General features: G+C 62.3%; 23 protein-coding genes. 14 read left to right on the top strand and 9 right to left on the bottom strand.

The genetic code is table 11. From position 1 onward, the window contains the following. The first annotated feature begins 93 nt into the window (after positions 1–93). Both AC1DWA_RS22680 and AC1DWA_RS22675 read left to right on the top strand, forming a co-directional pair. Positions 94–912, top strand: a complete 819-nt coding sequence (locus AC1DWA_RS22680; protein ID WP_029538385.1) for a shikimate 5-dehydrogenase — start codon at positions 94–96, stop codon at positions 910–912. 13 nt (positions 913–925) lie between these two features. Then, a complete protein-coding gene (locus AC1DWA_RS22675; RefSeq protein ID WP_003941357.1) occupies positions 926–1,387 on the top strand; it encodes a DUF6328 family protein in 462 nt (153 codons plus the stop codon). Position 1,388: 1 nt separating this feature from the next. Here AC1DWA_RS22675 and AC1DWA_RS22670 read toward each other — a convergent pair whose 3' ends face one another. Continuing rightward, positions 1,389–2,225 (bottom strand): sulfurtransferase, encoded by an 837-nt coding sequence (locus tag AC1DWA_RS22670; protein ID WP_019749225.1) that lies wholly within the window; start codon positions 2,223–2,225, stop codon positions 1,389–1,391. A gap of 22 nt (positions 2,226–2,247) precedes the next feature. Then, positions 2,248–2,871, bottom strand: coding sequence for a LysE family translocator (locus tag AC1DWA_RS22665; RefSeq protein ID WP_003941342.1), 624 nt, complete (start codon positions 2,869–2,871; stop codon positions 2,248–2,250). A gap of 102 nt (positions 2,872–2,973) precedes the next feature. Here AC1DWA_RS22665 and AC1DWA_RS22660 point away from each other — a divergent pair, with 102 nt between their 5' ends. Genes AC1DWA_RS22660 through AC1DWA_RS22650 form a run of 3 tightly spaced genes read left to right on the top strand, consistent with a single transcriptional unit; the run spans position 2,974 to position 5,168 of the window. After that, complete coding sequence (locus AC1DWA_RS22660; protein WP_003941284.1) at positions 2,974–3,447, top strand: Lrp/AsnC family transcriptional regulator; 474 nt, start codon at positions 2,974–2,976, stop codon at positions 3,445–3,447. A gap of 36 nt (positions 3,448–3,483) precedes the next feature. Next, positions 3,484–4,722, top strand: a complete 1,239-nt coding sequence (locus tag AC1DWA_RS22655; RefSeq protein ID WP_477917056.1) for a benzoate/H(+) symporter BenE family transporter — start codon at positions 3,484–3,486, stop codon at positions 4,720–4,722. After that, positions 4,719–5,168: an acyl-CoA thioesterase gene (locus AC1DWA_RS22650; protein WP_019749226.1), complete on the top strand. Its 450-nt coding sequence runs from the start codon at positions 4,719–4,721 to the stop codon at positions 5,166–5,168. The genes AC1DWA_RS22655 and AC1DWA_RS22650 overlap by 4 nt, the downstream gene beginning before the upstream one ends. Here the strand turns inward: AC1DWA_RS22650 and AC1DWA_RS22645 are convergent. Continuing rightward, complete coding sequence (locus AC1DWA_RS22645; RefSeq protein WP_020908344.1) at positions 5,165–6,193, bottom strand: phosphotransferase family protein; 1,029 nt, start codon at positions 6,191–6,193, stop codon at positions 5,165–5,167. The genes AC1DWA_RS22650 and AC1DWA_RS22645 overlap by 4 nt on opposite strands. Before the next feature lie 221 nt (positions 6,194–6,414). Here AC1DWA_RS22645 and pdhA point away from each other — a divergent pair, with 221 nt between their 5' ends. The 5 genes from pdhA to AC1DWA_RS22620 are packed head-to-tail and all read left to right on the top strand — an operon-like array spanning position 6,415 to position 11,608. After that, on the top strand, positions 6,415–7,503 hold the full coding sequence (pdhA, locus tag AC1DWA_RS22640) for a pyruvate dehydrogenase (acetyl-transferring) E1 component subunit alpha (RefSeq protein WP_020970087.1): 1,089 nt from the start codon (positions 6,415–6,417) through the stop codon (positions 7,501–7,503). Next, positions 7,500–8,477, top strand: coding sequence for an alpha-ketoacid dehydrogenase subunit beta (locus AC1DWA_RS22635; protein ID WP_283385446.1), 978 nt, complete (start codon positions 7,500–7,502; stop codon positions 8,475–8,477). Before pdhA ends, AC1DWA_RS22635 begins: the two co-directional genes overlap by 4 nt. Continuing rightward, positions 8,474–9,709: a dihydrolipoamide acetyltransferase family protein gene (locus AC1DWA_RS22630; protein ID WP_477846143.1), complete on the top strand. Its 1,236-nt coding sequence runs from the start codon at positions 8,474–8,476 to the stop codon at positions 9,707–9,709. Before AC1DWA_RS22635 ends, AC1DWA_RS22630 begins: the two co-directional genes overlap by 4 nt. Positions 9,710–9,719: 10 nt before the next feature. Further along, entirely contained in the window at positions 9,720–10,925 is a 1,206-nt protein-coding gene (locus AC1DWA_RS22625; protein WP_019749231.1) for an MFS transporter, read from the top strand. 29 nt (positions 10,926–10,954) lie between these two features. Beyond that, complete coding sequence (locus tag AC1DWA_RS22620; protein WP_197941082.1) at positions 10,955–11,608, top strand: hypothetical protein; 654 nt, start codon at positions 10,955–10,957, stop codon at positions 11,606–11,608. A gap of 370 nt (positions 11,609–11,978) precedes the next feature. On the opposite strand, the gene AC1DWA_RS22615 is transcribed toward AC1DWA_RS22620, so the two are convergent. The 4 genes from AC1DWA_RS22615 to AC1DWA_RS22600 form a co-directional block, all read right to left on the bottom strand. Further along, positions 11,979–13,406 (bottom strand): NAD(P)(+) transhydrogenase (Re/Si-specific) subunit beta, encoded by a 1,428-nt coding sequence (locus tag AC1DWA_RS22615; RefSeq protein ID WP_020908350.1) that lies wholly within the window; start codon positions 13,404–13,406, stop codon positions 11,979–11,981. After that, positions 13,406–13,729 (bottom strand): NAD(P) transhydrogenase subunit alpha part 2, encoded by a 324-nt coding sequence (locus AC1DWA_RS22610; RefSeq protein WP_003941319.1) that lies wholly within the window; start codon positions 13,727–13,729, stop codon positions 13,406–13,408. Before AC1DWA_RS22610 ends, AC1DWA_RS22615 begins: the two co-directional genes overlap by 1 nt. Next, the gene (locus tag AC1DWA_RS22605) at positions 13,729–14,838 is read right to left on the bottom strand and encodes a Re/Si-specific NAD(P)(+) transhydrogenase subunit alpha (RefSeq protein WP_031333613.1); all 1,110 of its coding nucleotides are present in this window, start codon (positions 14,836–14,838) and stop codon (positions 13,729–13,731) included. The genes AC1DWA_RS22610 and AC1DWA_RS22605 overlap by 1 nt, the downstream gene beginning before the upstream one ends. A gap of 527 nt (positions 14,839–15,365) precedes the next feature. Continuing rightward, on the bottom strand, positions 15,366–16,904 hold the full coding sequence (locus AC1DWA_RS22600) for an AMP-binding protein (RefSeq protein WP_477846142.1): 1,539 nt from the start codon (positions 16,902–16,904) through the stop codon (positions 15,366–15,368). 191 nt (positions 16,905–17,095) lie between these two features. Between AC1DWA_RS22600 and AC1DWA_RS22595 the strand changes: the two genes are divergently transcribed. Both AC1DWA_RS22595 and AC1DWA_RS22590 read left to right on the top strand, forming a co-directional pair. Further along, positions 17,096–17,914: a maleylpyruvate isomerase family mycothiol-dependent enzyme gene (locus AC1DWA_RS22595; protein WP_070385711.1), complete on the top strand. Its 819-nt coding sequence runs from the start codon at positions 17,096–17,098 to the stop codon at positions 17,912–17,914. A 34-nt stretch (positions 17,915–17,948) separates the two neighbouring features. Continuing rightward, the gene (locus tag AC1DWA_RS22590; protein WP_021334158.1) at positions 17,949–18,572 is read left to right on the top strand and encodes a Type 1 glutamine amidotransferase-like domain-containing protein; all 624 of its coding nucleotides are present in this window, start codon (positions 17,949–17,951) and stop codon (positions 18,570–18,572) included. Positions 18,573–18,629: 57 nt separating this feature from the next. Here AC1DWA_RS22590 and AC1DWA_RS22585 read toward each other — a convergent pair whose 3' ends face one another. Then, positions 18,630–18,956, bottom strand: a complete 327-nt coding sequence (locus AC1DWA_RS22585) for a hypothetical protein (RefSeq protein ID WP_003941297.1) — start codon at positions 18,954–18,956, stop codon at positions 18,630–18,632. A gap of 575 nt (positions 18,957–19,531) precedes the next feature. Here AC1DWA_RS22585 and AC1DWA_RS22580 point away from each other — a divergent pair. Continuing rightward, entirely contained in the window at positions 19,532–19,801 is a 270-nt protein-coding gene (locus AC1DWA_RS22580; RefSeq protein WP_020908356.1) for a GNAT family N-acetyltransferase, read from the top strand. 122 nt (positions 19,802–19,923) lie between these two features. Beyond that, a complete protein-coding gene (locus AC1DWA_RS22575) occupies positions 19,924–21,198 on the top strand; it encodes an MFS transporter (protein ID WP_020908357.1) in 1,275 nt (424 codons plus the stop codon). Here AC1DWA_RS22575 and AC1DWA_RS22570 read toward each other — a convergent pair. Beyond that, positions 21,191–22,759 (bottom strand): carboxylesterase/lipase family protein, encoded by a 1,569-nt coding sequence (locus tag AC1DWA_RS22570; protein WP_477846141.1) that lies wholly within the window; start codon positions 22,757–22,759, stop codon positions 21,191–21,193. The two genes, AC1DWA_RS22575 and AC1DWA_RS22570, sit on opposite strands and share 8 nt — an antisense overlap. Between the last annotated feature and the right edge of the window lie 89 nt (positions 22,760–22,848).

Below are 22,848 nucleotides of genomic sequence, written 5' to 3'. Positions count from 1 at the left end.
GATCGGATACCCGACATTCGGCGCTGCGGGACATCCGGATGGGTGCACTCGTCTATCAAGAACTACGCCGAACTCGCGATTAGAGTGGGGACAATGACCGTCGACCTCAACAAGGACACGCTCCTGTGCATGTCGCTCTCCGGGCGACCGAGCAACATCGGCACGAGGTTTCACAATTACCTCTACGAGGAATTGGGCCTGAACTTCGTCTACAAAGCCTTCACCACCGAAGACGTGCCAGCCGCGATCGGCGGCATCCGAGCACTCGGGATTCGAGGCTGCGGGGTGTCGATGCCGTTCAAGGAACAGGTCATCGAGCACATCGACGTCATGCACGATTCGGCCAGCGCCATCGACTCCGTGAACACGATCGTCAACGAGTCCGGAGTGCTGCACGCCTACAACACCGACTATCAGGCGGTGGCCGATCTGCTGCGTGACAACGAGGTCGACACGAGCCTGTCCGTCGCTGTCGCCGGCAGCGGTGGCATGGCAAAAGCAGTCGTCGCTGCGGTGCGCGACACCGGATTCACCGACGTCACCGTGATCGCCCGCAACCAGCAAGTGGGGTCGTCGCTCGCGAAGCAGTACGGCTTCGACTGGCAGGCCGAACTCGGCGAGCTTCGTCCCGGTGTGCTGATCAACGCCACTCCGATCGGTATGTCCGGCGGCGCAGAAGCAGATGCACTGTCGTTCCCCGAACAAGCAGTGCGCGCCGCCGATGTCGTCTTCGACGTCGTCGCGATGCCTGCGAACACGCCACTGATCGCGTTGGCGACCGAACTCGGCAAGACGGCGATCACGGGAGCGTCGGTCATTGCCCTTCAGGCCGCCGAACAGTTCGTGCTCTACACCGGCGTGCGTCCGAGCGCGGAGCAGATCCAGCGAGCGTCGGAATACTCACGGGCGTAGGAACCACGTCGCCGTGAACGAGACCGGGGAGACTCCACCTCAACAACTCGCGCGGAACTTCAACGAGTTGTTGCAAGAACTGCGCGTCGCGCTCTCTGGTGTTCAGATCCTGTTTGCCTTCCTGCTGGCCGTGGCATTCACCGAACGCTACGAGGAAGCGTCGGCGTACATCCGCGGCATCCACTTGGTGACGGTGATACTTGTTGCCATCTCGTTCGGGTTCCTGATGGCACCCGCGGTCTGGCATCGCATGCTCTTCCGCCGTGGGCACCGCGAGAACATATTGCCCGTGGCCAACCGATTCGCCCTGTGCGGCATAGCCTTTCTGGCCGCCTCCATGACCGGCACGGTCCTGTTGATCGCCGAGGTCGCCGTCGGCGGAGTTGCCGCAAAGGTTTTGGCAGCGTGCGCCGCGATCATGTTCACGGCACTGTGGTTTCTCGTGCCGTCATTCATCGATCGCACCAAGAGCTGACTCAGGCTCCGGTGTCGACGGCGCGAGTGCTGTCGTTCGACCACTGTGACCACGAGCCCGGGAACAGCGTCGCGTCGTAACCGGCGATCGCGAGTGCCGCAATCTCATGCGCTGCAGTTACTCCGGATCCGCAGTACACCGCGACACTGTCTCCGGCGCCCAGTCCGGCGAACCGCTCACGCAGGCGGGTCGCATCCAGGAACCGCCCGTCGCCGGTGATGTTCTCCGCGGTCGGCGCGCTCACCGCACCGGGGATGTGCCCCGCGACGGGATCCATCGGCTCGACCTCGCCGCGGTACCGCTCCCCCGCTCGGGCGTCGAGAAGCACACCGCCCGCACGCGTCCAGTCGCCGACGCCGTCGATGTCGACCGTCGGCATGTTGCCGCCGGTGAAAGTCACATTGCCCGGAGTGACCGACTCACCGATACCGGCCGCCAACGGCAGTCCCGCGGACTCCCAGGCCTGTAGCCCGCCGTCGAGCAGTCGGACATCCGAGAGCCCGGCCCACCGCAGCAGCCACCAACCACGGGCAGCGGCCGTGTTGCCGGTGGCGTCGTAAAGCACCACCGAATCACCGTCGTCGATTCCCCAACGACGCGCAGCGTCCTGCAGGTCTTCGAGACTCGGCAGCGGATGCCTTCCCTTGTCCGGCGACGGCGGCGAGGCAAGTTCCTCGTCGAGGTTCACGAAGACCGCGCCGGGAATATGGCCGTCGCGAAAATGCTGCTCGCCGTTCGAATCACTCAGCGCCCATCGGACATCGAGCAATCGCGGCGCAGCGCCGGCCTCGATGAGAGCGGACAGTTCTTCGACGTCGATCAGCACGGGAAGTGTCATGAACCCATCCTGACACGACCACTCATGCAACCCCGAAGAAGGCACCGAGACCCACCAACAACACTCCCGTCACCACGTCGATTCGCTTGCCGACGCCAGGACGACGCAGCTTCTTGCCGGCTCCGGCCGCCAACACCACCACGATCGCCCACCACAGTGCCGCGGCGACCACCGTCGCGCCCGCCAACATCAACGTGCGCAGCCCTGCGCCTTCACCCGGCTCGATGAATTGCGGGAGTAGCCCGAGAAAGAACAACAGCGCCTTCGGGTTCAGCAGGTTCGAGAGGAAGCCGTAGCGAAATGCCGTGGTGACCGCGATCGGTTCTTTCGCTGCCGGAATTCCCTCGTCCGAGGCTCGGGCTTTGAAAGCACTTCGAATCGCGGAGATGCCGAGCCAGGTCAGATATGCCGCCCCGGCGTATGTGAGCGCAGAGAGCAACTGTGGCCGTGTCGCCACAAGTGCGGAGAGACCAAGTGACGCGGCAGCGGTGTGAACGAAGAGCCCGGAAATCACACCGGCGGCCACCACCGCGCCGGTCCGACGATCTGCCAGAGAATGACGCAGGATCAGGACAAAATCCGGTCCCGGCGTGAACAGGACGATGGATAGCAGGGAGCCGAAAGCGAGCCATTGACCGACACTCATCCGAAATACCTCACACCCGAGCTGATTCGAGACACATGTTCATGCCAGGAGTGTGCAACTGGATCCGGGAAGTTCAAAACGACTCCGGATATAGTTCGGCAGATGACGAAGAATGAGCCTCTGGATCCGGTGGACTGGAAGATTTTGGCCGAATTGCAGAACGACGCGTCGATCACCAACAAGGTGTTGGCCGATCGAGTCGGCTTGGCGACTTCCTCGTGCCACGAGCGCGTACGACGCCTACGTGCCAACGGAACGATCAGCGGTATCCACGCGGTTGTCGATCCGGCAGCCGTTGGCCGGTCGATGCAGGCGATCATCGCCGTTCAACTGCGACCACACCGCCGCGACCTCGTCGACCGGTTCACCGCCGACGCCCTAGCACTGCCGGAAACGCTTGCGCTCTTCAACGTCTCGGGGCCTGAGGATTTCTTCCTCCACGTCGCGGTCCGTGACAGTGCTCATCTACAGCGAGTATTGATCGACCACCTCGCCGCACATCCCGAGGTCTGGCACGCCCAAACGCACCTCATCTACGGCAAAGCGGTCACCTCACCCATCCGACCGGACAGGTAAATCGGGTCTGGGGCGGGTCGGGCAGAATCACTGACCATGTCGGACTCCACAGATACCACCGAACCGGAAGCCGTTCGCAGCAACTCGCAACCGATGAGCGCAGGCATCGTCACGGCCCTCGTCGGCTTCACCAGTTCGTTCGCGGTGGTGCTCACCGGCCTCGCGGCTGTCGGTGCGGACGCAACCGAGGCGGCGTCCGGACTGCTGGTTCTGTGTGTGACCCAAGCGTTGGGAATGCTCTGGCTCTCACGCCGGTATCGGATGCCGATCACCCTGGCCTGGTCGACGCCCGGTGCCGCTCTGCTCGCCGGCGCCGGAGCGGTCGAGGGTGGGTGGCCGGCCGCGGTCGGAGCATTCATCGTCGTCGGAATCGCGATCGTGCTGACCGGACTGTGGCCGACGCTCGGAAGGATCATCTCGGCAATCCCGACGCCCCTCGCGCAAGCGATGCTCGCCGGGGTTCTGATGCCGTTGTGCCTGGCGCCGATCATCGCCGTCCGGGACGCACCGGCGGCGGTCGCGCCCGTCATCCTGGTTTGGCTTGCCGCGCAGCGCTTCTCCAAGCGATGGGCGGTTCCGCTCGCGTTTCTCACAGCAGCGGTCGTGATCGGGATCAGCCTCGTCACGTCGGATCGAGTGCTCGACGCCGGCGCCATGATTCCCCGCATCGATCTCACCGCGCCGTCGTGGACCTGGCAGGCAATGATCGGCATTGCGATTCCCCTCTACATCGTCACGATGGCTTCGCAGAACATTCCCGGTGTGGCCGTGATGAATTCGTTCGGCTACACCGTTCCCTGGCGGCCGTCGATGATCGTGACGGGTATCGGCACCATCGTCGGCGCACCGGCCGGTGGCCATGCGATCAACCTCGCGGCGATCAGCGCGGCCCTGGCCGCCGCCCCCACCGCACATCCGGATCCCAAACGTCGATGGATCGCTGCCTTCACCGCAGGCTGGGCGTATCTCGTTCTCGCTGCCGGCGCGGCCGCGGTGGCCGCTCTGGTAGCCGCCGCACCGGCCGGAGTCGTGGAAACTGTTGCCGGACTGGCGCTCCTGGCAACGCTTGCCRGCGCCCTCACGTCGGCGCTGAGCGAGGCGAGTGAACGTGAAGGCGCCGTGGTCACGTTTCTGATCGCCGCATCCGGGGTCAGTATCCTGGGAATCGGTTCGGCATTCTGGGCACTGTTGGTGGGGCTGATCGTGCGTGCAGTCCTACAGGGCACCACCCTGCCCTCACTCTCGCGAAAGTCCTCACTACAGTCGAAGCCGTGAGCACAGCGCAGACGCCCCCGTCGATCAGCGAGTTTCCCGTTCTCTGGCCCGTCCCGACGCGGTGGGACGACAACGATCACTACGGCCACGTCAACAACGTGACCTACTACTCGTATTTCGACACCGCGGTCAACGCCTGGCTGATGTCTTCCACTGGAACCGACATCCGCAATCTGCCTGCCATCGGCGTCGTCGCCGAGACGTCGTGCCGGTACCTGAGCGAACTGTCGTTCCCCGAGCAGTTGCAGGTGGGTATCTCCGTCGAGAAGCTGGGCACCAAGAGCATCGTCTACGCCCTGGCGATATTCCACGAGGTCGAAAACGGCCATTGGGAACCTGCCGCGACTGGTCGCTTCGTGCACGTCTACGTCGATGCCGACACCCGTAAGCCGGTGGAGATCCCGGCTGCGATCAGATCAGCAGCCGGGACCTTGACCGAAAACTAGCTCAGACCGAGCTGATCTGCCGTCAAGACGGCGCGTGCAACGATTCCGTCGATCAGCGCGACCGTCGGGCCGCCGTGCTCGGCCTTGTTGCGCGGATCGTCGAGAATGCGTCGCAGCACGCCCTCGGCGATGATCGAGAGCTTCCACAGAGCGAGTACGTGCCAATATCCGACCGCTGACACGTCGCGGCCGGTCGCCTCGACGTAGGCAGCGACCAGCTCGTCGCGGTTCGGGAAGCCTTCCAGCGTGGACGCCATGAACGGACCGGCAACTTTGTCACCGGCTTCCGGCCAGTACGCGAGTAGCGCACCGAGATCCGCGAGCGGCTCCCCCAACGTGCACAGCTCCCAGTCGACGACGGCAACAATGCGCCCCTCGACCGGGTCGGTGATGACGTTGTTGAGGTGGAAGTCGCCGTGAACCAAGGTCACTTCGTTCTGTTCCGGAATGTTTCGGTGCAGAATCTCGGCCAACCTGTCGACGTCCGGAACATCGCGGGTCTTCGACTTCTCCCACTGCGCCGACCACCGTTTGAGCTGACGCTCGGCAAAGGGCTTGCGGCTGGCCAGATCGTCGAGGCCGGTCTCTTCCAGGTCAACCCCGTGAATGCTTGCAAGGGTTTTCGGCATCGCCAATCCGACCGCGCGACGCTCGTCCTCGGTCAACTTCTGCGCCACTGGAACGCCGTCGATCACAACGCCGTCGATGTAGCTCATGAGGACCAGCGGAGCGTCCGTGATCTCCGGATCTTCCGTGATGCCGAGGATCTTCGGAACCGGCACTTTGGTTCCCTGGAGCGAGGACAGGATGCGGTGCTCGCGAACGACGTCGTGCGCGGACGCCAACAACGTGCCGAGTGGAGGTCTGCGCAGTACCCACCGTCCTCCGCCCGCATCCGTCACGGAGTAGGTCAGGTTCGATTGCCCGTTACCGATCCTCTCGAAAGTCAGTGGTGTCGTGGCGCCGACCCCCAGTTCGGCGATCCACGCGGAAACAGCTTCTTCGTTCAAACCGACTGCAGTCACCGCACCGATGCTAGCGGTTGAATTCCGATCGGTTGGCCGTACCGACACGTTTGTTACTCGCCAGTTCGCAGTTCCGGTCCTGATACGGCAGTGGAAATACTTGCGGATTTCCCAATCAGGGGGATCCTGATGGTAGAGCGACAACTGCATACAACACATCGGGATTGTGCGGCGTACTCACGAGGCGCGCCGGGCATGAGCAGAAACCGAGGTGAGCGAAGATGATCGACAACCTCGATTATCCGGTCCAACTCATCCAACCGAACGGCGCACGAGTGTGCCGTCCCGAATTCGACCGCCTGATAACAGACATTGGGCCTGACGAACTGCTGTCGTTGTATCGCGATCTCGTCGTGAGTCGCCGAATCGACACCGAAGCTGTTGCCCTGCAGCGTCAAGGCGAAATAGGTTTGTGGGCTCCGATGCTCGGCCAAGAAGCCGCCCAGGTCGGTTCCGCGAGAGCACTCGCCCCAGACGACTTCGCGTTCACCAGCTACCGCGAACATGCCGTCGCGTACTGCCGGGGAGTTCCCCCCGAATTGCTGACCACCATGTGGCGAGGAATCTCCCATTCCGGTTGGGATCCAGAACAATTCAACGTCACCAATCCGGCGATCGTCGTCGGCTCCCAAGGGCTGCACGCCACCGGATACGCACTCGGCGCACACCTGGACGGCGCCGAGATCGCAACGATCGCGTACTTCGGCGACGGCGCCACAAGTCAGGGCGACATCGCCGAGGCGATGGGATTTGCCGCCAGTTTCCGTGTCGGCGTTGTCTTCTTCTGCCAGAACAACCAGTGGGCCATCAGTGAACCGGTATCCCTCCAGTCACGCACGCCCATCTCACATCGGGCGATCGGTTACGGCATCCCCGCGATCCGCGTCGACGGCAACGACGTCCTCGCCGTTCTCGCAGTCACGCGCTCGGCGCTCAATCGCGCACGCGAAGGCAGCGGCCCGACGTTCATCGAGGCGATCACCTGCCGAATGGGCCCGCACACGACGTCCGACGATCCGAGCAGGTACCGCGCCGATACGGACATGTCGGAGTGGAGAAGCCGCGATCCGCTCGAGCGAATGCGTCTGTTCCTCGGCCGTCGCGATCTTCTCGGAGAAAACGAACTCAGCACCATCGCGGCGGCGGCCGACGGCGTCGCAGCTGGACTGCGACGCGCAACCATCGCGCTCGCCGATCCACCCCCGTCAGCGCTCTTCGATCACGTCTACGCCGAGGCACACCCACTGATCGACGTTGAACGCGAAGAGCATCGCGCGTATCTCCGCAGCATGGAAGGGGCTTCGTCATGACCGTCATGAATCTGGTGACCGCGCTCAACACCGGCCTTCGACGCGCACTCGAAGACGATCGTCGCGTTGTCATCATGGGAGAGGACGTGGGCCGTCTCGGCGGTGTATTCCGGGTTACCGACGCCCTGCAGAAGGACTTCGGCGATACTCGGGTGATCGACATGCCCCTCGCCGAATCAGGGATCGTGGGAACAGCTTTCGGTCTTGCCTTGCGCGGATATCGGCCTGTCTGCGAAATTCAGTTCGACGGGTTTGTCTACCCGGCTTTCGATCAGATCGTCTCGCAGGTGGCCAAGATCCAGTACCGCACCCGAGGCGCTGCGTCTGCGCCACTGACGATTCGGATTCCCAGTGGCGGCGGAATCGGTGCGGTGGAACATCATTCGGAGTCGCCGGAAGCGTACTTCGCTCACACCGCGGGACTGCGGGTGGTGTACCCGAGCAATCCGATCGACGGTTTTCACATGATCCGCCAATCCATTGCGGCCGACGACCCGGTGATATTCCTCGAACCCAAACGGCGCTACTGGGATACCGCCGACGTGAATACCGATGCCGCGCCCGAGCTTCCGCTCCACCGTGCCCGCGTCGCTCGCCCTGGAGACTACGCGACAGTAGTTGCGTACGGATCCATGGTCGCCACCGCGCTCGACGCCGCGCGGATCGCCGAAGAAGAAGGCCATGATCTGGAGGTCGTGGATCTGCGTTCACTCTCCCCCCTCGACTTCGACACGATCGAGGCGTCGGTGAACAAGACAGGACGGCTGGTCGTCGTCCACGAGGCGCCGAAGTTTCTCGGCGTCGGCGCCGAAATCGCAGCACACGTCGCGGAACACTGCTTCTATCAGCTCGAGTCACCGATCCTGCGGGTCACCGGATTCGACATCCCCTACCCGCCCGCCAAGCTCGAGCGATTTCACCTTCCGGACGCCGACCGGATCCTCGCAGCACTCGACCGGACGCTGGCAGCATGAGTACAGGGCACGAATTCCGGTTGCCGGATCTCGGCGAGGGCCTGACGTCCGCCGATCTGGTCGAATGGACGGTCGGCATCGGCGACAAGGTGAAACTCAATCAAGTTCTCGCCCAGGTAGAGACAGCCAAAGCTCTTGTCGAACTGCCGTCGCCCTACGTGGGCGTTGTCAGAGAACTCCTCGTCGAACCTGGCTCTACCGTCCCGGTCGGCACTCCGATCATCCGAATCGAGGAGCCTGCAGATTCACCGTCTCCAAGTGATTCACAGTCTCCGAGTGTGCTTGTCGGATACGGACCCGCGGCCGAGAGACCGAGCCGACGACGGAACAGGGTTACGCCACACTCGCAAACCGCGGCGAGTACCGAGCGTCGGCCCGCAACACCCTCGGCGCGGCGCGCGGCCCGCGAAGTCGGCATCGACCTGAGCGAAATCACCGGAAGTGGATTCGACGGTGCCGTCACGGCAGCGGACGTCGCAGACGCGCTTCGCGTGAAGGCCGCGTCGAATGAAGCTCCGCGGCCGGCCGGATCCGGTATACAGAAACAGCCGGTCTCGTCCGGCATGCGGAAACAGATGGCGTCGGCGATGGTCGCCAGTACCCGTGCCCCTCAGGCCAGCGTCTTCCTCACCGCCGATGTCACGCCTTCGATGGAACTACTCGGCAGGCTCCGTCCCTCGGACGCATTCACCGGGCTTTCTCTCACTCCGCTGACTCTCGCGGCCAAGGCCTTGGTTACGGCGATCTCGTCGCACCCGATGGTGAACGCGCATTGGGACGAGGCCCGCGGCGACGCCGTCATCGACGATCACGTGAATCTCGGCATCGCCGTCGCCTCCGAACGTGGACTGTCCGTGCCCAACATCAAAAGCGCCGAGACGCTGAGCCTGGTCCAACTTGCACGCGCGGTGACCGAACTGACCGTCGCTGCCCGCGCGGGAGTGACCGACGTCCATCACCTGACCGGTGGCACCGTCACGATCACCAATGTCGGAGTCTTCGGCGTCGACGGGGGCATTCCGCTCCTCAATCCGGGAGAAGCCGTCATCCTTTGCCTGGGCACAGTGAGCGAGCGTCCCTGGGTAATCGAGCGCAAGATCGAAGCGCGGAGCGTCGCGACACTGACGTTGACGTTCGACCACCGGATACTCGATGGTGAGCAGGCCGCGAGATTCCTCTCATTTGTCGCACAGATGCTCGCGGACCCGGACCTGTTGCTGTCTCACCTGTAAAAAGGAACGAGTGAGCGTCAACCCCACCGACCGAGTAGTCCCCACCTCCGCCCTGGTACGCGCCCGGGCCGGCATCTTCGGCATCTTCGGCATCAACGGATTTCTGCTCGCGATGTGGGTCGTCCACATTCCGTCCATCGAACACCGTGTGGGAATCAGTCACTCGACGCTCGGCTCACTGCTTCTCCTTCTTGCTGTCGGAGCCATTGCCGGTATGCAATTGAGCGGTCCGCTCGCCGATCGATACGGCAGCAGGCGCATGGTCATCCTGGCGGGTAGCGGGCTGGCATTCGCCACTCTCGGCCCGGGATTTGCCACGAACACCTGGCAACTGGGTGCTGCACTTGTTGTATTCGGCTTCGCGAACGGCGCGTTGGACGTGTCGATGAACTCGCAGGCTGTCGAGGCCGAACAGTTGTACCGGCGCCCGATCATGGCGGCCTTTCACGGCATGTTCTCGGTCGGCGGCGTATTAGGGTCCGTCATCGGATTCGGCACTCTCGCACTGGATCTTCCGCCGTACGTCACGCTCAGCATCGCGTCGGCAATCGGCTTGCTCGCGGTCTGGTTGTGCTCGCGACCCCTGCTCCCTCACGTCGACGTGCATGCCGAAACCGCGTCGACTACCGGAAAGACACACGGCAGATTCTCGGCTCGCGTACTTGCCCTCGGAACCCTCGCCTTTGTTCTGATGCTGGCCGAGGGAGTGGCAAACGACTGGAGCGCACTGCAGGTCAAGGAAGATCTGGGTGTCTCGAATGCCGTTGCTGCACTGTCGTTCGGTGCATTCTCCGCCATGATGACCGTCGGCCGGTTCACCGCGGATCGGATCAGCGCGGCAGTCGGCCCGGTGGCAGTGGTTCGCTACGGTGCGTTGCTCTCGTCCATCGGAATGCTGACCGTCGTGGTGTCGGGCTGGCTACCACTGACGTTGCTCGGTTGGGCGCTGTTCGGCGCCGGCCTGTCGGGATGCATTCCGCAGATCTTCACCACGGCGGGAAATCTGGGCTCAGGTTCGGCCGGCACCAACATGTCTCGCGTCGTCGGCATGGGATACATCGGATTCCTCGCCGGTCCGGCAACCATCGGCTGGGTCACCACGCTTGTGCCTCTCACCACAGCAATGTTGATCCCGTTTGCATGCGTCCTGGTCGCAGCGGCTTGTGCGGGTGTCGTTCGGCGCGATTCTCCGACCGCCTACAGACCTCACAGCTGATCCTCACGATCGGCACAGACTCAACAGGGATGCTGGTACTCGTGACCGTCTCGACCTCCACCCAGCACCCCGCTCCCTCCACAACCACTCGCTTCCTCGTCTTTGCTGCGATCGCCGTCGTAGCGCTGGGCGTCTTGTATTTCGTGCGACCCACCTCGCCTGGGGTGAGCGTCCCCGAACAGGTGCGCGCACTTGCCGAGTGGACGGTAGGCCGATTCGACGTCACCGCTGTACTCGCAGCCACTACTGCTCTGGCCGTCGTCTCGATGGTCCGCGGACTGCCATACGGCATCGGCGCGATCCTGCTCCTCGGAATGGGCGCCAATCTCACCAACGCGGCGTTCGGCTCCTGGCTCCCCGATGTGCCCCAGGACCTGTTGCCCAGCGGTCACGTCGCAGCGGCGACCGCGCTGTACTGCTCGGCGATCTTGATCTCCGCCCCGCAGTGGCGTCCGGTGGTCGCCGGTCTCGGATTCGTGGGGGTTGCTGCGATCGGTGCCAGCGCACTGGCCGCCGAGTTGAGCGGCCTTTTCGGAGTGATAGCTGGCGTTCTGATCGCTCTGGTATGGGCCTGTGCTGCAGCCATTTTGATGGCACGATCGCCCATCGCCGCGAAACGTGAAGCGCTACGCCCGGATACGGCAGCAATCGCGTTCTCAAGGCACCGGAGCATCCGACTTTAGTCCTAAATCTTTGTGATTCAGAGATTCTCGCCGTTAAGCCCTCCCGCGACGGCGGGGCATGACGTATGTTCTGAAATGTCCGAATCAAGTAGTTCCACAGCGAAGGAGTCTTTACCGTGAGCCTCGAAGATCTGAACCCGCTCGAACTGATCCAGAAGTTGATCGAACTACTTTCCGGCTTCTCTTCCGACCCCGAAACCCCCGAGGTCCCGTAAAACGTCGCCAGAGGCGCCTGTTCCGAGTTTCGTCTCGGACCAGGCGCCTTTGTCGTTTCAAGAAGTCGTTTCAGCACAAGAAGCCGTTTCGACACAGGGACACGAAAAAGGCGCCCACCCGTGGTTACGAGTGGACGCCCTTCCGAGCTCGAGCGCTACAGCGCCTTGAGCTCCTCGGTTACTTCGGAGACCGACTTCTTGGCATCACCGAAGAGCATCGAGGTGCCCTCGGCGAAGAAGAGCGGGTTCTCGATACCGGCGAAACCGGAGTTCATCGAACGCTTGAGCACGATGACCGACTTCGACTGGTCGACGTTGAGGATCGGCATTCCGTGAATCGGTGAGCTCGGATCGTTGCGCGCCGCCGGGTTGGTGACGTCGTTCGCGCCGATCACCAAGGTGACATCGGTACGAGAGAACTCGTCGTTGATGTCGTCCATTTCCTTCATCGCGTCGTACGAGACATCCGCCTCTGCGAGAAGAACGTTCATGTGACCAGGCATACGGCCGGCGACCGGGTGAATGGCGTACTTGACCTCGACGCCCTTCGACTCGAGCAATTTCGCCATGTCCTTGACCGCGTGCTGAGCCTGCGCGACGGCAAGACCGTATCCGGGTACGACGATGACCTGGTTGGCGTAGGCCATCTGGATAGCCGCGTCGGCGGCCGAGGTCGCCTTTGCCGTGCGCACGACGCCGTCGGAGGTCGGCGCTTCGCCGCCGCCACCGAAGCCGCCGGCCACGATGGCCGGGATGGACCGGTTCATGGCTTTGGCCATGAGGTTGGTCAAGATGGTGCCCGAAGCACCCACGATCATGCCGGCGACGATCATCGCCTGGTTGTTGAGCGCCAAACCTGCAGCAGCAGCTGACAAACCGGTCAGAGCGTTGAGCAGCGAGATGACGACGGGCATGTCCGCGCCGCCGATGGGCAGCACGACCATCAGTCCGAGAATGCCCGAGAGTACGAGCACGCCGACGATCCACAGTGAGCTGGTTGGGCCTTCCGGTGAGATCGCCTTGATACCGATGATTACCGAGAATGCGACGGCGGCAATGAGCAGCAGCGCATTGAGCGGCTGCTGGAGCTTACCGATTCCGATCGGACGACCAGGCAGAGTTTCCTGCAGCTTCAGGAACGCGATCACGCTGCCCCAGAAGGAGATCGATCCGATCACCGCAGCAAAGAGCGAAGCGATGACGATGTGCACCGTCGGCGACTCGCCGTGCTGGAAAGCGGTGAACCCGTCCGAGTCCAGGAATTCCGCGTACGCGATCAACGCGACCGTGCCGCCGCCGACACCGTTGAACAGTGCCACCAACTGCGGCATGGCCGTCATCTTCGTGCGCAGCGCCGGCGGGACGCCGAGCACGACACCGATGACAAGGCCGGCAGCGATGAGGATCCAGTTCCCCATTTCCGCATCACGAATGGAGATCAGAGTTGCAACGACGGCGATGAGCATGCCGACCGCGGCGATCTGGTTGCCGCGGACTGCGGTCTTCGGGCCGGTAAGGCCCATGAGGCCGTAGATGAACATCGAGAACGCGACAATGTAGAGCGCATTGACCAGGTATTCCATTACTGGTCACCATCCTTCGACACAGACTTGGCGGCCGGCTTGGCCTTGAACATCGCCAACATGCGGTCCGTGACCACAAAACCACCGACAACGTTCACGGTTCCGAAGACGAGCGCGACGAACAAGATGATCTGCAACCCGATCGAGGGATCGTGCACCTTGCCCAGGACGACCAACGCACCCAGGACGACGATGCCGTGGATGGCGTTCGTGCCGGACATCAACGGGGTGTGCAGGGTATTCGGAACTTTGGAGATCACAGCGAAACCGACGAACCCGGACAACACCAGGATCGCGATGTTCGCCAGAAGTGATGTGTACATCAGGCGCCCTTCTCTTCACGGGTGACGCACGCACCGGCCAGAACCTCGTCGGAGAAATCAGGCGCCAATGCACCGTCGACGAGCATCAGTTCGATCAGCGCGGAAATGTTCTTCGAGTACAACTCGGACGCATGCTCAGGCATGGACGCCGGCAAATTCAGCGGAGAGCAAATGGTCACGCCGTGCTTGACGACGGTTTGACCCGGCTCGGTCAGCTCGCAGTTACCACCGGTTTCACCCGCGAGGTCGACCACGACACTGCCCGGCTTCATGCCTTCGACCGCGGCAGCGGTGACCAGGCGCGGCGCCGGACGACCCGGAACCAGAGCAGTGGTGATCACAACGTCGAAGCCCTTGATCGCATCTTCGAGTGCCTGCTGCTGCTTCGCTCGCTCGTCGTCGGTCAACTCGCGGGCGTATCCACCCTCACCCGCCGCATCGATTCCGAGGTCGAGCCACTGTGCACCCACCGAACGCACCTGGTCGGCGACCTCAGGACGCACGTCGTACCCGGTAGCGCGGCCACCGAGGCGCTTGGCTGTCGCCAGCGCCTGCAGACCTGCCACACCCACTCCGAGCACCAGAACGGTCGCAGGCTTCACCGTGCCTGCAGCGGTGGTGAGCATCGGGAAGAACCGCGTCGACTCCGATGCTGCCAACAGAACAGCCTTGTACCCCGACACGTTCGCCTGCGAAGACAACGCGTCCATCACCTGCGCGCGGGAGATACGAGGAATCGCCTCCACGGCGTATCCCTCGATGCCGGCGGCCTTCAACTCGGCGATGCGGTTGTCCGCATTACGCGGATTCAGGAAACCGATGAGCTTCGCGCCGGTACTGATCCGGGCGATCTCTTCTGTCGACGGGGGCGCAACCTTGACCACGACGTCAGCAGTCCACGGATCGCCGATCTTCGCGCCGGCAGCGGTGTACAACTCGTCGGGAATCAACGCCCCGAGACCGGCCCCGGACTCGACGACCACGTCGACGCCCTTGCCGATCAAAGCGGACACAATTTTCGGCACCAATGCGACCCGACGCTCACCATCACTCGATTCTCGAGGGACGCCGACCGTCGGACGCACTTGTGCGCTCTTCGATGTTTCCATTTTCCATTACCTTCTGCGGTTGGTGGTTCGCCTGCTGCGACGAGCGGCAACCAGCATGTGATGAGCGGAAGATGACCCGCTTTTGGGTGAATGGTGACTGATAGTAGCCAGAGTTACCGCGGCGTAGGGAAACCGACGACGCACTTTCTCCATCTGAATCGAGTCCGAACAGTATGTTTGGACATACCCCAAGAAGCCTACTGTGAGGCCGATCACACTCGAATGGCGGGCTATTCCACTATTTGAAACGGCCGAAAGACGAAAAGGCATGAGAATGACGCGCCGAATAATCACCGTCGAGCGAGTTTACGAACCAGCTTCCGAATGTAACGCCGTCCGTCTCCTCGTCGACTGACTCTGGCCGCGCGGCGTCAAACGCGAAAACCTGCAGTACGCATCGCACCGGCATCGGATTCTCGACCCGTTGTTCTACTGACAGCAAGCAAGGACCTGCCATACAGCCACGCGCAGGTCCTTGCCGACTATCTCGCAGAATTACTCTGATGTCCTAGTATTTCACCGGAGGATCAACTGCTCACATATTGAGACCGCAACTTGTGCTTTACGAGCTTTCCTGTCGCGGTCCTAGGCAATTCGTCGGCAAAGTCGATGCTTCTCGGAGCTTTGAAATGTGCAACCTGGCTGCGAACGTATTCCAGCAATTCCTCGGCGACATGGGCACTCGGCTCGACTCCCTCCGCCAGTTGGACAACCGCCTTGACCTGTTCGCCCATTTCTTCATCGGGAACACCGATGACCGCCACGTCGAACACTTTCGGATGCAAGGTAAGGATGTTCTCGGACTCCTGCGGATAGATATTGACGCCACCAGAGATAATCGTGAATGCCGCACGATCGGTCAGATAAAGGAAACGCTCGGAGTCGATATAGCCGATATCTCCACTCGTCGTCCACGTCGGATGATCCGGATGCTGCGCGGCAGCCGTTTTCTCAGGGTCGTTGTGGTACCGGAATGGCAGAGTCTCCCGCTCCCAGAACACGGTACCGATCTCGCCGACCGGAAGATCACGCCCGGCGTCGTCACAGATGTGCACGATCCCCATCACTCCGTCACGACCGACGGAACCCGGATGCGCCAAGGCCTGCTCGCTGTTGATGAAGGTGGCGCCCGAACCCTCGGTCGAGGCGTAGTACTCGTGGATCACCGGCCCCCACCAGTCGATCATTGCCGCCTTCACTTCAGGCGGACAAGGAGCAGCAGCATGAATGGCGACCTTCACCGTCGAAACGTCGTAACGATCGCGGGTCTCCTTCGGAAGTTTCAACATTCGAACGAACATCGTCGGTACCCACTGACTGTGCGTCACAGCGTATTTACCGATCAACTCCAGCGCGGTTTCGGCTTCGAATGCATCCATCAAGATCACGGTTCCGCCGACCGAATTGATCACGCCACAAAAGCGCAGGGGCGCCGCGTGATAGACCGGAGCCGGGCACAAATAGACTGTGTCGTAATCGAACCCGTACATCGGCGCGAACACCGCGGTGTACGGATCCATGGTGGCGTCCACCTCGCCCTCCGGAAGGTCTCCCTTGATCCCCTTCGGCCTGCCGGTGGTTCCGGACGAGTACAACATGTCAGCCCCACGTGGCTGCGAGTCGAGTGGATCGGCGGACTGAGCATCGACCGCATCCTCGTAGTCGTCGAAACCCTCGAGGGCGCCGCCGTACACCAATCGGTGACGCACGCGCGGAATCAGCTTCTCGTCCAACGGAACTGCTGTCGACGCCTGACCCGACGCCACCAGAATTGTCGCCTCGCAGTCGTCGACGATGTAGGCGGTCTCCGCAGCCGTGAGATGCCAGTTCACCGCAGTGATGTAGAGACCTGATCTCAATGCTGCCCAGTACACCTCGAACGCCCGGAGATCGTTGTTCGAGATGAGAGCGACGTGGTCCCCAGGCTTGGCACCGACACTTCGGAAGTATCGCGCCAACTGCGTCGACCGTTCGTCGAGTTCCCGGTAGGTGATGGACTCACCCGTCGCCGGGCGAATGACGGCGGGCTTGTCCGGCGTGGACTGGACAAAATTTCCTGGAAACACGAAGACTCCTCTGTCGGTGACGACAACGCCGCGTGAGCCTGCTTCGGCGTCGACAATCCTGGTCTACCACAGGAACTCTGCCTCCCTCGGATGTTTGGCGACACCGACTCGAAGCATGGGAATGCCCGCTCACTTATCCGGCGCGACATACAGTGAGGAGAACCGCACCGTCCGAAACAGGAGATGTCCGCATGAGTGGTTGGCCCCAGGACGCAGTAGTCGACGCGTTGACCGAGGAATGGAGAGTCATCGACGCACTGCTTGCAGAACTCGACGGTGACCAGTGGTTGGCACCGTCCAACCTGCCGGGGTGGACGGTCCATGACATCGTGTCCCACCTGATCGGTACGGAATCACTGCTCGCGGGCATCAATCCGCCGTCGATCGACCTGGACGTGCACGCATTGCCTCACGTCCACAACGAGATTGCGGCGTTCAACGAGCGCTGGGTCGAAGGCCTGAGGCGGACACCGCACGCGGACTTATTGGCCCACTATCGCGATATCACTGCCACGCGAGCCGACGCTCTTCGCTCGATGACGGGCGCAGACTGGGACGCCGAGACACAAACACCAGTCGGTCTTGCGCCCTATGGCCGGTTCATGCGCATTCGGACCTTCGACTGTTGGATGCACGAACTCGACATCAGAGATGCAGTCGGCATTCCGGGCGAGGAAGGCGGATTGCGCGCGGAGACTGCATTCGGCGAAATCACCAGCGCGCTCGGATTTGTCGTCGGGAAACGAGGAAAGGCACCCGAGGGAGCACGGATCACTTTCGAACTCGAAGGGCCACTTGCCCGTTCACTTCACATCTCGGTCGATGCGCGTGCAACGCTCGTCCCGGAGCTGGACGGCCCGGCGACCACGACCATCTCGATGAGCTCACCGCTCTTCACCCGGATTGCCGGTGGCCGCGTCCAGGCGTCCGATCACCGAACCGACATCTCGCTTCGCGGTGACACCACCGTGGGCGCACGCGTCGTCGACAATCTGGCGTTCACGATTTGAGAGCTGGGCGGGTAGGTCGCGAAGGTACTGAGAAGTGAAACTGTTTCTCTCGTCCTACCGTTTCGGCGACCACCGCGAGGCTTTTGTCGATCTTGTAGGCCGCGGCGCACGCATAGCGGTGATCGCCGCGGCTGCAGATTCGTGGCCCGTCAATGCCCGCAGTTCGGCAGTGACAAGCGAATTGACTCCACTACGGGCCGCGGGCTTCACGGCAGAGGAAGTTGACGTCCGAGACTTCCTGGGTGCAACGGAAGCACTCGAAGTCCGACTTCGCGAATTCGACTGTCTGTGGGTTCGCGGCGGAAACACGTTTGTCCTGCGAGCTCAGCTAGCCCGAAGCGGCGCAGATCGGGTCATAGAGATGCTGGTTCGTTCGGGCCTCGTGGCCTATGCGGGATACAGCGCGGGAGCGTGTCTGGTGACTCCGACTCTGATCGGGCTCGACGCGTCGGACGACCCCGCTGAAGTCACGCCTACGTGCGGTATCGACCCGATCTGGTCCGGGCTCGCGCTGGTCGACTTCGCGATAGTGCCGCACGGCGGCGATTCGTTACTCGAAGATCCGCAGGTGACCGCGCGGACGGTCGCAGCGCTGACCACTGCTGGCGCGCAATTCACCGTGCTTACTGATCAAGAGGTGATAGTCGTCGACCGCTGATCTGACGCAGACGGTTGATCTTGACGCAGACTGGGGAGTCGACTTGGCCCGACTGGATCAGCCGTGCTCTGCCACCGCGGTTCCGGCTGCCGGCGACTGACGCTCCAGCCTCGTCCACGCAATCTCCCAGCGCTTGACCGAGACCTCGTCGGCGTCCTCGAGAAGGGCGTCGAGGAGCAGGCGCGGATTTTCGCGCCATGCCAGTTCGGCGGCATGGACCTCCGCAGCCGAGAACAACCCGGACGCCTCGAGATCGCGAATCCACTCGCAGATCTCGCCCCGGTGGATCCGCGCGATGGTCTCGTATCCCAGACCTTCGTCAAGGAAGTCGTACGAAAAAATTGCGGCAAAGTAACTGTTCGACTCACGCTGCCCGAAAATCATGTGCGTTCCTTCCTCGAAGTTGTCCGACGAAGACTCGAAATCGAACCGTTGCGAAGCCGCACCAAAGTTTCTTTGGCGAAGTTGTAACGCTTCTTCTATCCCCGACGATTCAAACGCTAACCCCCCAAGCGGGTCTTTGGGATCACGTCCGAGAAACGATCTGATGACCAAGGCAATACCCCTGGGGTTTCCGGGCGCTCGCACCCTTCGCCGACACACAATCCGCGCCCCGCTGACCTGCAATTTGCCCGTTTCAGGCCCTCCACTTAATCCATCCGAACAGATGACAAAAAACTTTGTGACGAGTCCCACATATTGGGATGTTTACGTTCGTGATGCATATGTATCACCCAATGTGGGCACAAAAGTACGGGCAAATCGGCACGTACAGACCAGTTTTCTTCCTGATCCGACACGACCAAGGTCCCTTGAACGGTCGTCCAGTTGTAGTTGCGCTAAGTAACGGAACTCACGCCGGCAAGCGATATTGCGGACCGCCTGCCAGGTAGCGTGGCTCCACAGAACGCAGACGCGGCGCGCCGCAACCGGCCGCCCTTTCGAAACGGAGCCCGAAGATGACCGAGACAGTGGCGCACAACTCCGCGGAAACGCGCTTCGAGATCCGTGTCGACGGCGAACTGGCCGGTTTTGCCGAGTACTCGGACCATTCCGGTGTCCGTGATTTCCACCACACGGTGACGTACCCACAGTTTCGCGGGCGCGGGCTTGCCGCCATCGTGGTGCGTGAAGCGCTCGATCAGACCCGGAACGAGGGATTGAAGATCCTTCCGACGTGCTCGTACGTCGAGAAGTTTGTTGCAGAGAACCCCGTTTACCAGGCATAGCCGAACGAGGACGGTCCGCGAAAAATCACTCGCGGACCTGCAACCCCCGCTGCTAGCGTCGATGGTGCCGTCGTCGAAACTCTCGAAATCCTGGTCGGCACCATCTCGGGGAAGGAAAGAACGTGGTCGCCTCAGCAGATCGGCGCCCACCTGCATCCGAGGACGTAGTTACCCCCAGCTATCTCCCTCTCGTCCTCGTCAATCTCGCGACGCTGTTCTCGGCGATCGGCAACGGTATCGCCATCGTCGTACTCCCCTGGCTTGTTCTCGAACGAACCGGCAGGGCTACCGACGCGGCGATAGTTGCCGGCGCAGCAGCCATTCCGTTACTCGTGTCGAGCCTGTTCTCGGGGACATTCGTCGACAAATTCGGACGCCGTCGAACGTCGATGATTTCCGACGCTCTTTCGGCGATGTCCGTAGCGGCGATCCCGATCATCGCGGCCACCGCGGGCTTGACGATCCCGGTGATCGCGGCGTTGGCCGCGCTCGGTGCGGTGTTCGACCCCGCCGGAATGGCGGCGAGGGAGTCCATGCTGCCTGCAGCAACTCGGACAGCCAAGTGGAAGCTCGATCGCACCAACAGCGTGTACGAGGCCAATTTCAACGTCGCATATCTGATCGGCCCTGGCATCGGCGGTGTCCTGATCGCAACGATCGGGGCGGTGAACACGCTCTGGGTGACGGCGGCTGGTTTTGTGTTCTCGATCGTCGTGGTTGCCTTCATCCGCCTTCCTGGCGCCGGAGTCCCCGAACACGAACATCGTCCGAAATCGATCTGGCACGGCACACTCGACGGTCTTCGGTTCGTCTGGAACAACAAACTGCTGCGCACTCTGGCGCTGATCGACATGGCCGTCGTCGCGCTCTACATGCCGGTGGAGAGTGTCGTGTTCCCGGTGTACTTCACAGAGTTGGATCAACCGGCGCAACTCGGATCGGTGCTGATGGCATTGGCGATCGGCGGCATCATCGGCTCTCTCGCCTACGCTCCGCTGGCACCGATCATGTCCCGGCGACTGATCATGATTTTTGCCGTTGCCGTTCTCGGCATAGCGATGCTTGCAATGGCGCTTCTACCTCCGCTGTGGGTGATCCTCGTGCTCGCCGGACTGCAGGGGCTCGTCTACGGACCAGTCGGCCCGATCGCCAACTACGCCATGCAGACGCACAGCCCGGAGCACATGCGCGGACGCGTCGTCGGTGTCATGACGTCGACTGCCTACGCCGCCGGCCCGCTGGGTTACCTCGCGGTCGGCCCTCTGCTCGATCAACTCGGAATCGCGTCGACCTTTGTGGCCCTGTCGATTCCGATCATCCTGATCGCCGCAGTCTGTGCCTCCCTGCCGGTGCTTCGCGAACTGGATCGTCCGCGGCACTCGACCGACGTCAGTTGAACCCCATCACGTCGTTTCCCCAGGCGACGCGCAGTCCGTGATCGGGGTCGCTGACGAGGGTGTCGGCCGAGTCGATCAACAGCGTCGACCGCTTCTCTTCCTCGTACGGCGCCCAGTGCTTCGAACCGTCGAGAGCTGCCGGCACGGCATGCCGCGCGAAGGCCAGCCATCGCCGTTGAATACGGCCGGCTACCTCCATCGCAGCCTTCCGTCCACCCAGCCAGAACGTGGGGTCGACGTTCAGTGTTCCGAAATTGCCGAATACATAGGGTAATTCGGTCGCGTGGCCCGCGCCGATCCGTGCGGCCTTGAGCATCGGCGTCGCGTGATCGAAGCGGTACACCCACGTAGGGGAATGCCGGCAGTGGGCGTCGGCGATCCACAGAGTCGGCATGCGAAACGCCGCGTCCCGCGACAGTGCCAGCGCGCCACTTGGTTTCGCGTGATCAGGGTAAGCCGACATGATCTCGGCAAGTTTGGTCGCGGAGATGTCTGGGTGATCATCCGCCAGCAGTTGCAGCATGGCCTCGACCGACTGCGCGCTCACCGGCATCAGCGGAGACTTCATGAACTTGAAGATCGACGCCTCGTCCTTGTTGGAACCGATGATCAGTGGGATTCGGTGCGCGTAACCCTTCTGGAAAGCCGCAACCGGGTAGTGCGGCACCAGATCACGATCGACAACGGGTGCCATCGCCAAAGTTCCCGGAATCCGGGTCGGAATTTCGTTGACCAGGTCATCGCTTGCCTTGACGAGCAGTTCCAGATCCGTGGTCAGCAGATCGCCTGCGTCTTCAGGGTCGATCGAGAGCAGTTCGAGAAACCGCTCCGCCACGGTCTTGGCGCGCTCGGCCCCGTAGACGGATGTCGCGGGAGGACTCTGGGCAATCGCACGATGGAACAGACCTTCGGCGCTCGGACAGGTCATGAGCGTCGTGATGGATCCTGCGCCGGACGACTCACCGAACACCGTCACCGCACTCGGGTCACCCCCGAAGGCGTCGATGTTGTCTCGAACCCATTCGAGTGCCGCAATCTGGTCTCGCAGACCACAGTTCGATTCGAAAACGGTATCCGCGGTGGAGAATCCAGACAGGTCCAGGAATCCGAGGGCACCGACGCGATAGTTGAAGGAGACGAGAACGACGTCACCGGTTTCAGCCAGATGACGGCCGTCGTAGATCGTTTGGGCGGCGGACCCGAGGCAGTAGGCGCCGCCGTGAATCCACACCATCACCGGTCGCGGCGTGCCGTCGGGGCGCGGGGCCCACACGTTGATCGACAGACAGTCTTCGTCGATTTTGAAGGCCCGGTCGATCGGAACCGCCGGGCTCTGGCCCTGCGGCGCGATCGGCCCGAACTCACGACAGTCGCGCACCCCGTCCCACGGCTCAGCGGGTTGCGGCGCGCGGAATCTCCGTTCACCCACCGGCGCTGCTGCGTAAGGCATGCCCTTCCACGCGAACATTCCGCCATCCGGATACCCGCGGGCTTCTCCGCCGCGGGCACGGATCACCAGAGTTCCGTCCTCGCCGAGATTCGGTCGAACGTCGGTCTCCATGTCTGAATCCCCTCCCGACCCGCGCGTGTGGCAAACAAGACCAAACGTACCAACATAAGGCCGATGTGCGCCGACTACTCAACTGCCAG

It is taken from the genome of Rhodococcus sp. P4_F3_2 (assembly GCF_056401335.1).
This window is presented reverse-complemented; position numbering and strand designations above follow the sequence as displayed.

Excerpts from the sequence above, each read along its gene's own strand:
- AC1DWA_RS22680 (WP_029538385.1), top strand. The coding sequence starts at position 94 with ATGACCGTCGACCTCAACAAGGACACGCTCCTGTGCATGTCGCTCTCC.
- AC1DWA_RS22670 (WP_019749225.1), bottom strand. The coding sequence starts at position 2,225 with ATGACACTTCCCGTGCTGATCGACGTCGAAGAACTGTCCGCTCTCATC.
- AC1DWA_RS22665 (WP_003941342.1), bottom strand. The coding sequence starts at position 2,871 with ATGAGTGTCGGTCAATGGCTCGCTTTCGGCTCCCTGCTATCCATCGTC.
- AC1DWA_RS22660 (WP_003941284.1), top strand. The coding sequence starts at position 2,974 with ATGACGAAGAATGAGCCTCTGGATCCGGTGGACTGGAAGATTTTGGCC.
- pdhA (WP_020970087.1), top strand. The coding sequence starts at position 6,415 with ATGATCGACAACCTCGATTATCCGGTCCAACTCATCCAACCGAACGGC.
- AC1DWA_RS22635 (WP_283385446.1), top strand. The coding sequence starts at position 7,500 with ATGACCGTCATGAATCTGGTGACCGCGCTCAACACCGGCCTTCGACGC.
- AC1DWA_RS22630 (WP_477846143.1), top strand. The coding sequence starts at position 8,474 with ATGAGTACAGGGCACGAATTCCGGTTGCCGGATCTCGGCGAGGGCCTG.
- AC1DWA_RS22620 (WP_197941082.1), top strand. The coding sequence starts at position 10,955 with ATGCTGGTACTCGTGACCGTCTCGACCTCCACCCAGCACCCCGCTCCC.
- AC1DWA_RS22615 (WP_020908350.1), bottom strand. The coding sequence starts at position 13,406 with ATGGAATACCTGGTCAATGCGCTCTACATTGTCGCGTTCTCGATGTTC.
- AC1DWA_RS22610 (WP_003941319.1), bottom strand. The coding sequence starts at position 13,729 with ATGTACACATCACTTCTGGCGAACATCGCGATCCTGGTGTTGTCCGGG.
- AC1DWA_RS22605 (WP_031333613.1), bottom strand. The coding sequence starts at position 14,838 with ATGGAAACATCGAAGAGCGCACAAGTGCGTCCGACGGTCGGCGTCCCT.
- AC1DWA_RS22595 (WP_070385711.1), top strand. The coding sequence starts at position 17,096 with ATGAGTGGTTGGCCCCAGGACGCAGTAGTCGACGCGTTGACCGAGGAA.
- AC1DWA_RS22585 (WP_003941297.1), bottom strand. The coding sequence starts at position 18,956 with ATGATTTTCGGGCAGCGTGAGTCGAACAGTTACTTTGCCGCAATTTTT.
- AC1DWA_RS22580 (WP_020908356.1), top strand. The coding sequence starts at position 19,532 with ATGACCGAGACAGTGGCGCACAACTCCGCGGAAACGCGCTTCGAGATC.
- AC1DWA_RS22570 (WP_477846141.1), bottom strand. The coding sequence starts at position 22,759 with ATGGAGACCGACGTTCGACCGAATCTCGGCGAGGACGGAACTCTGGTG.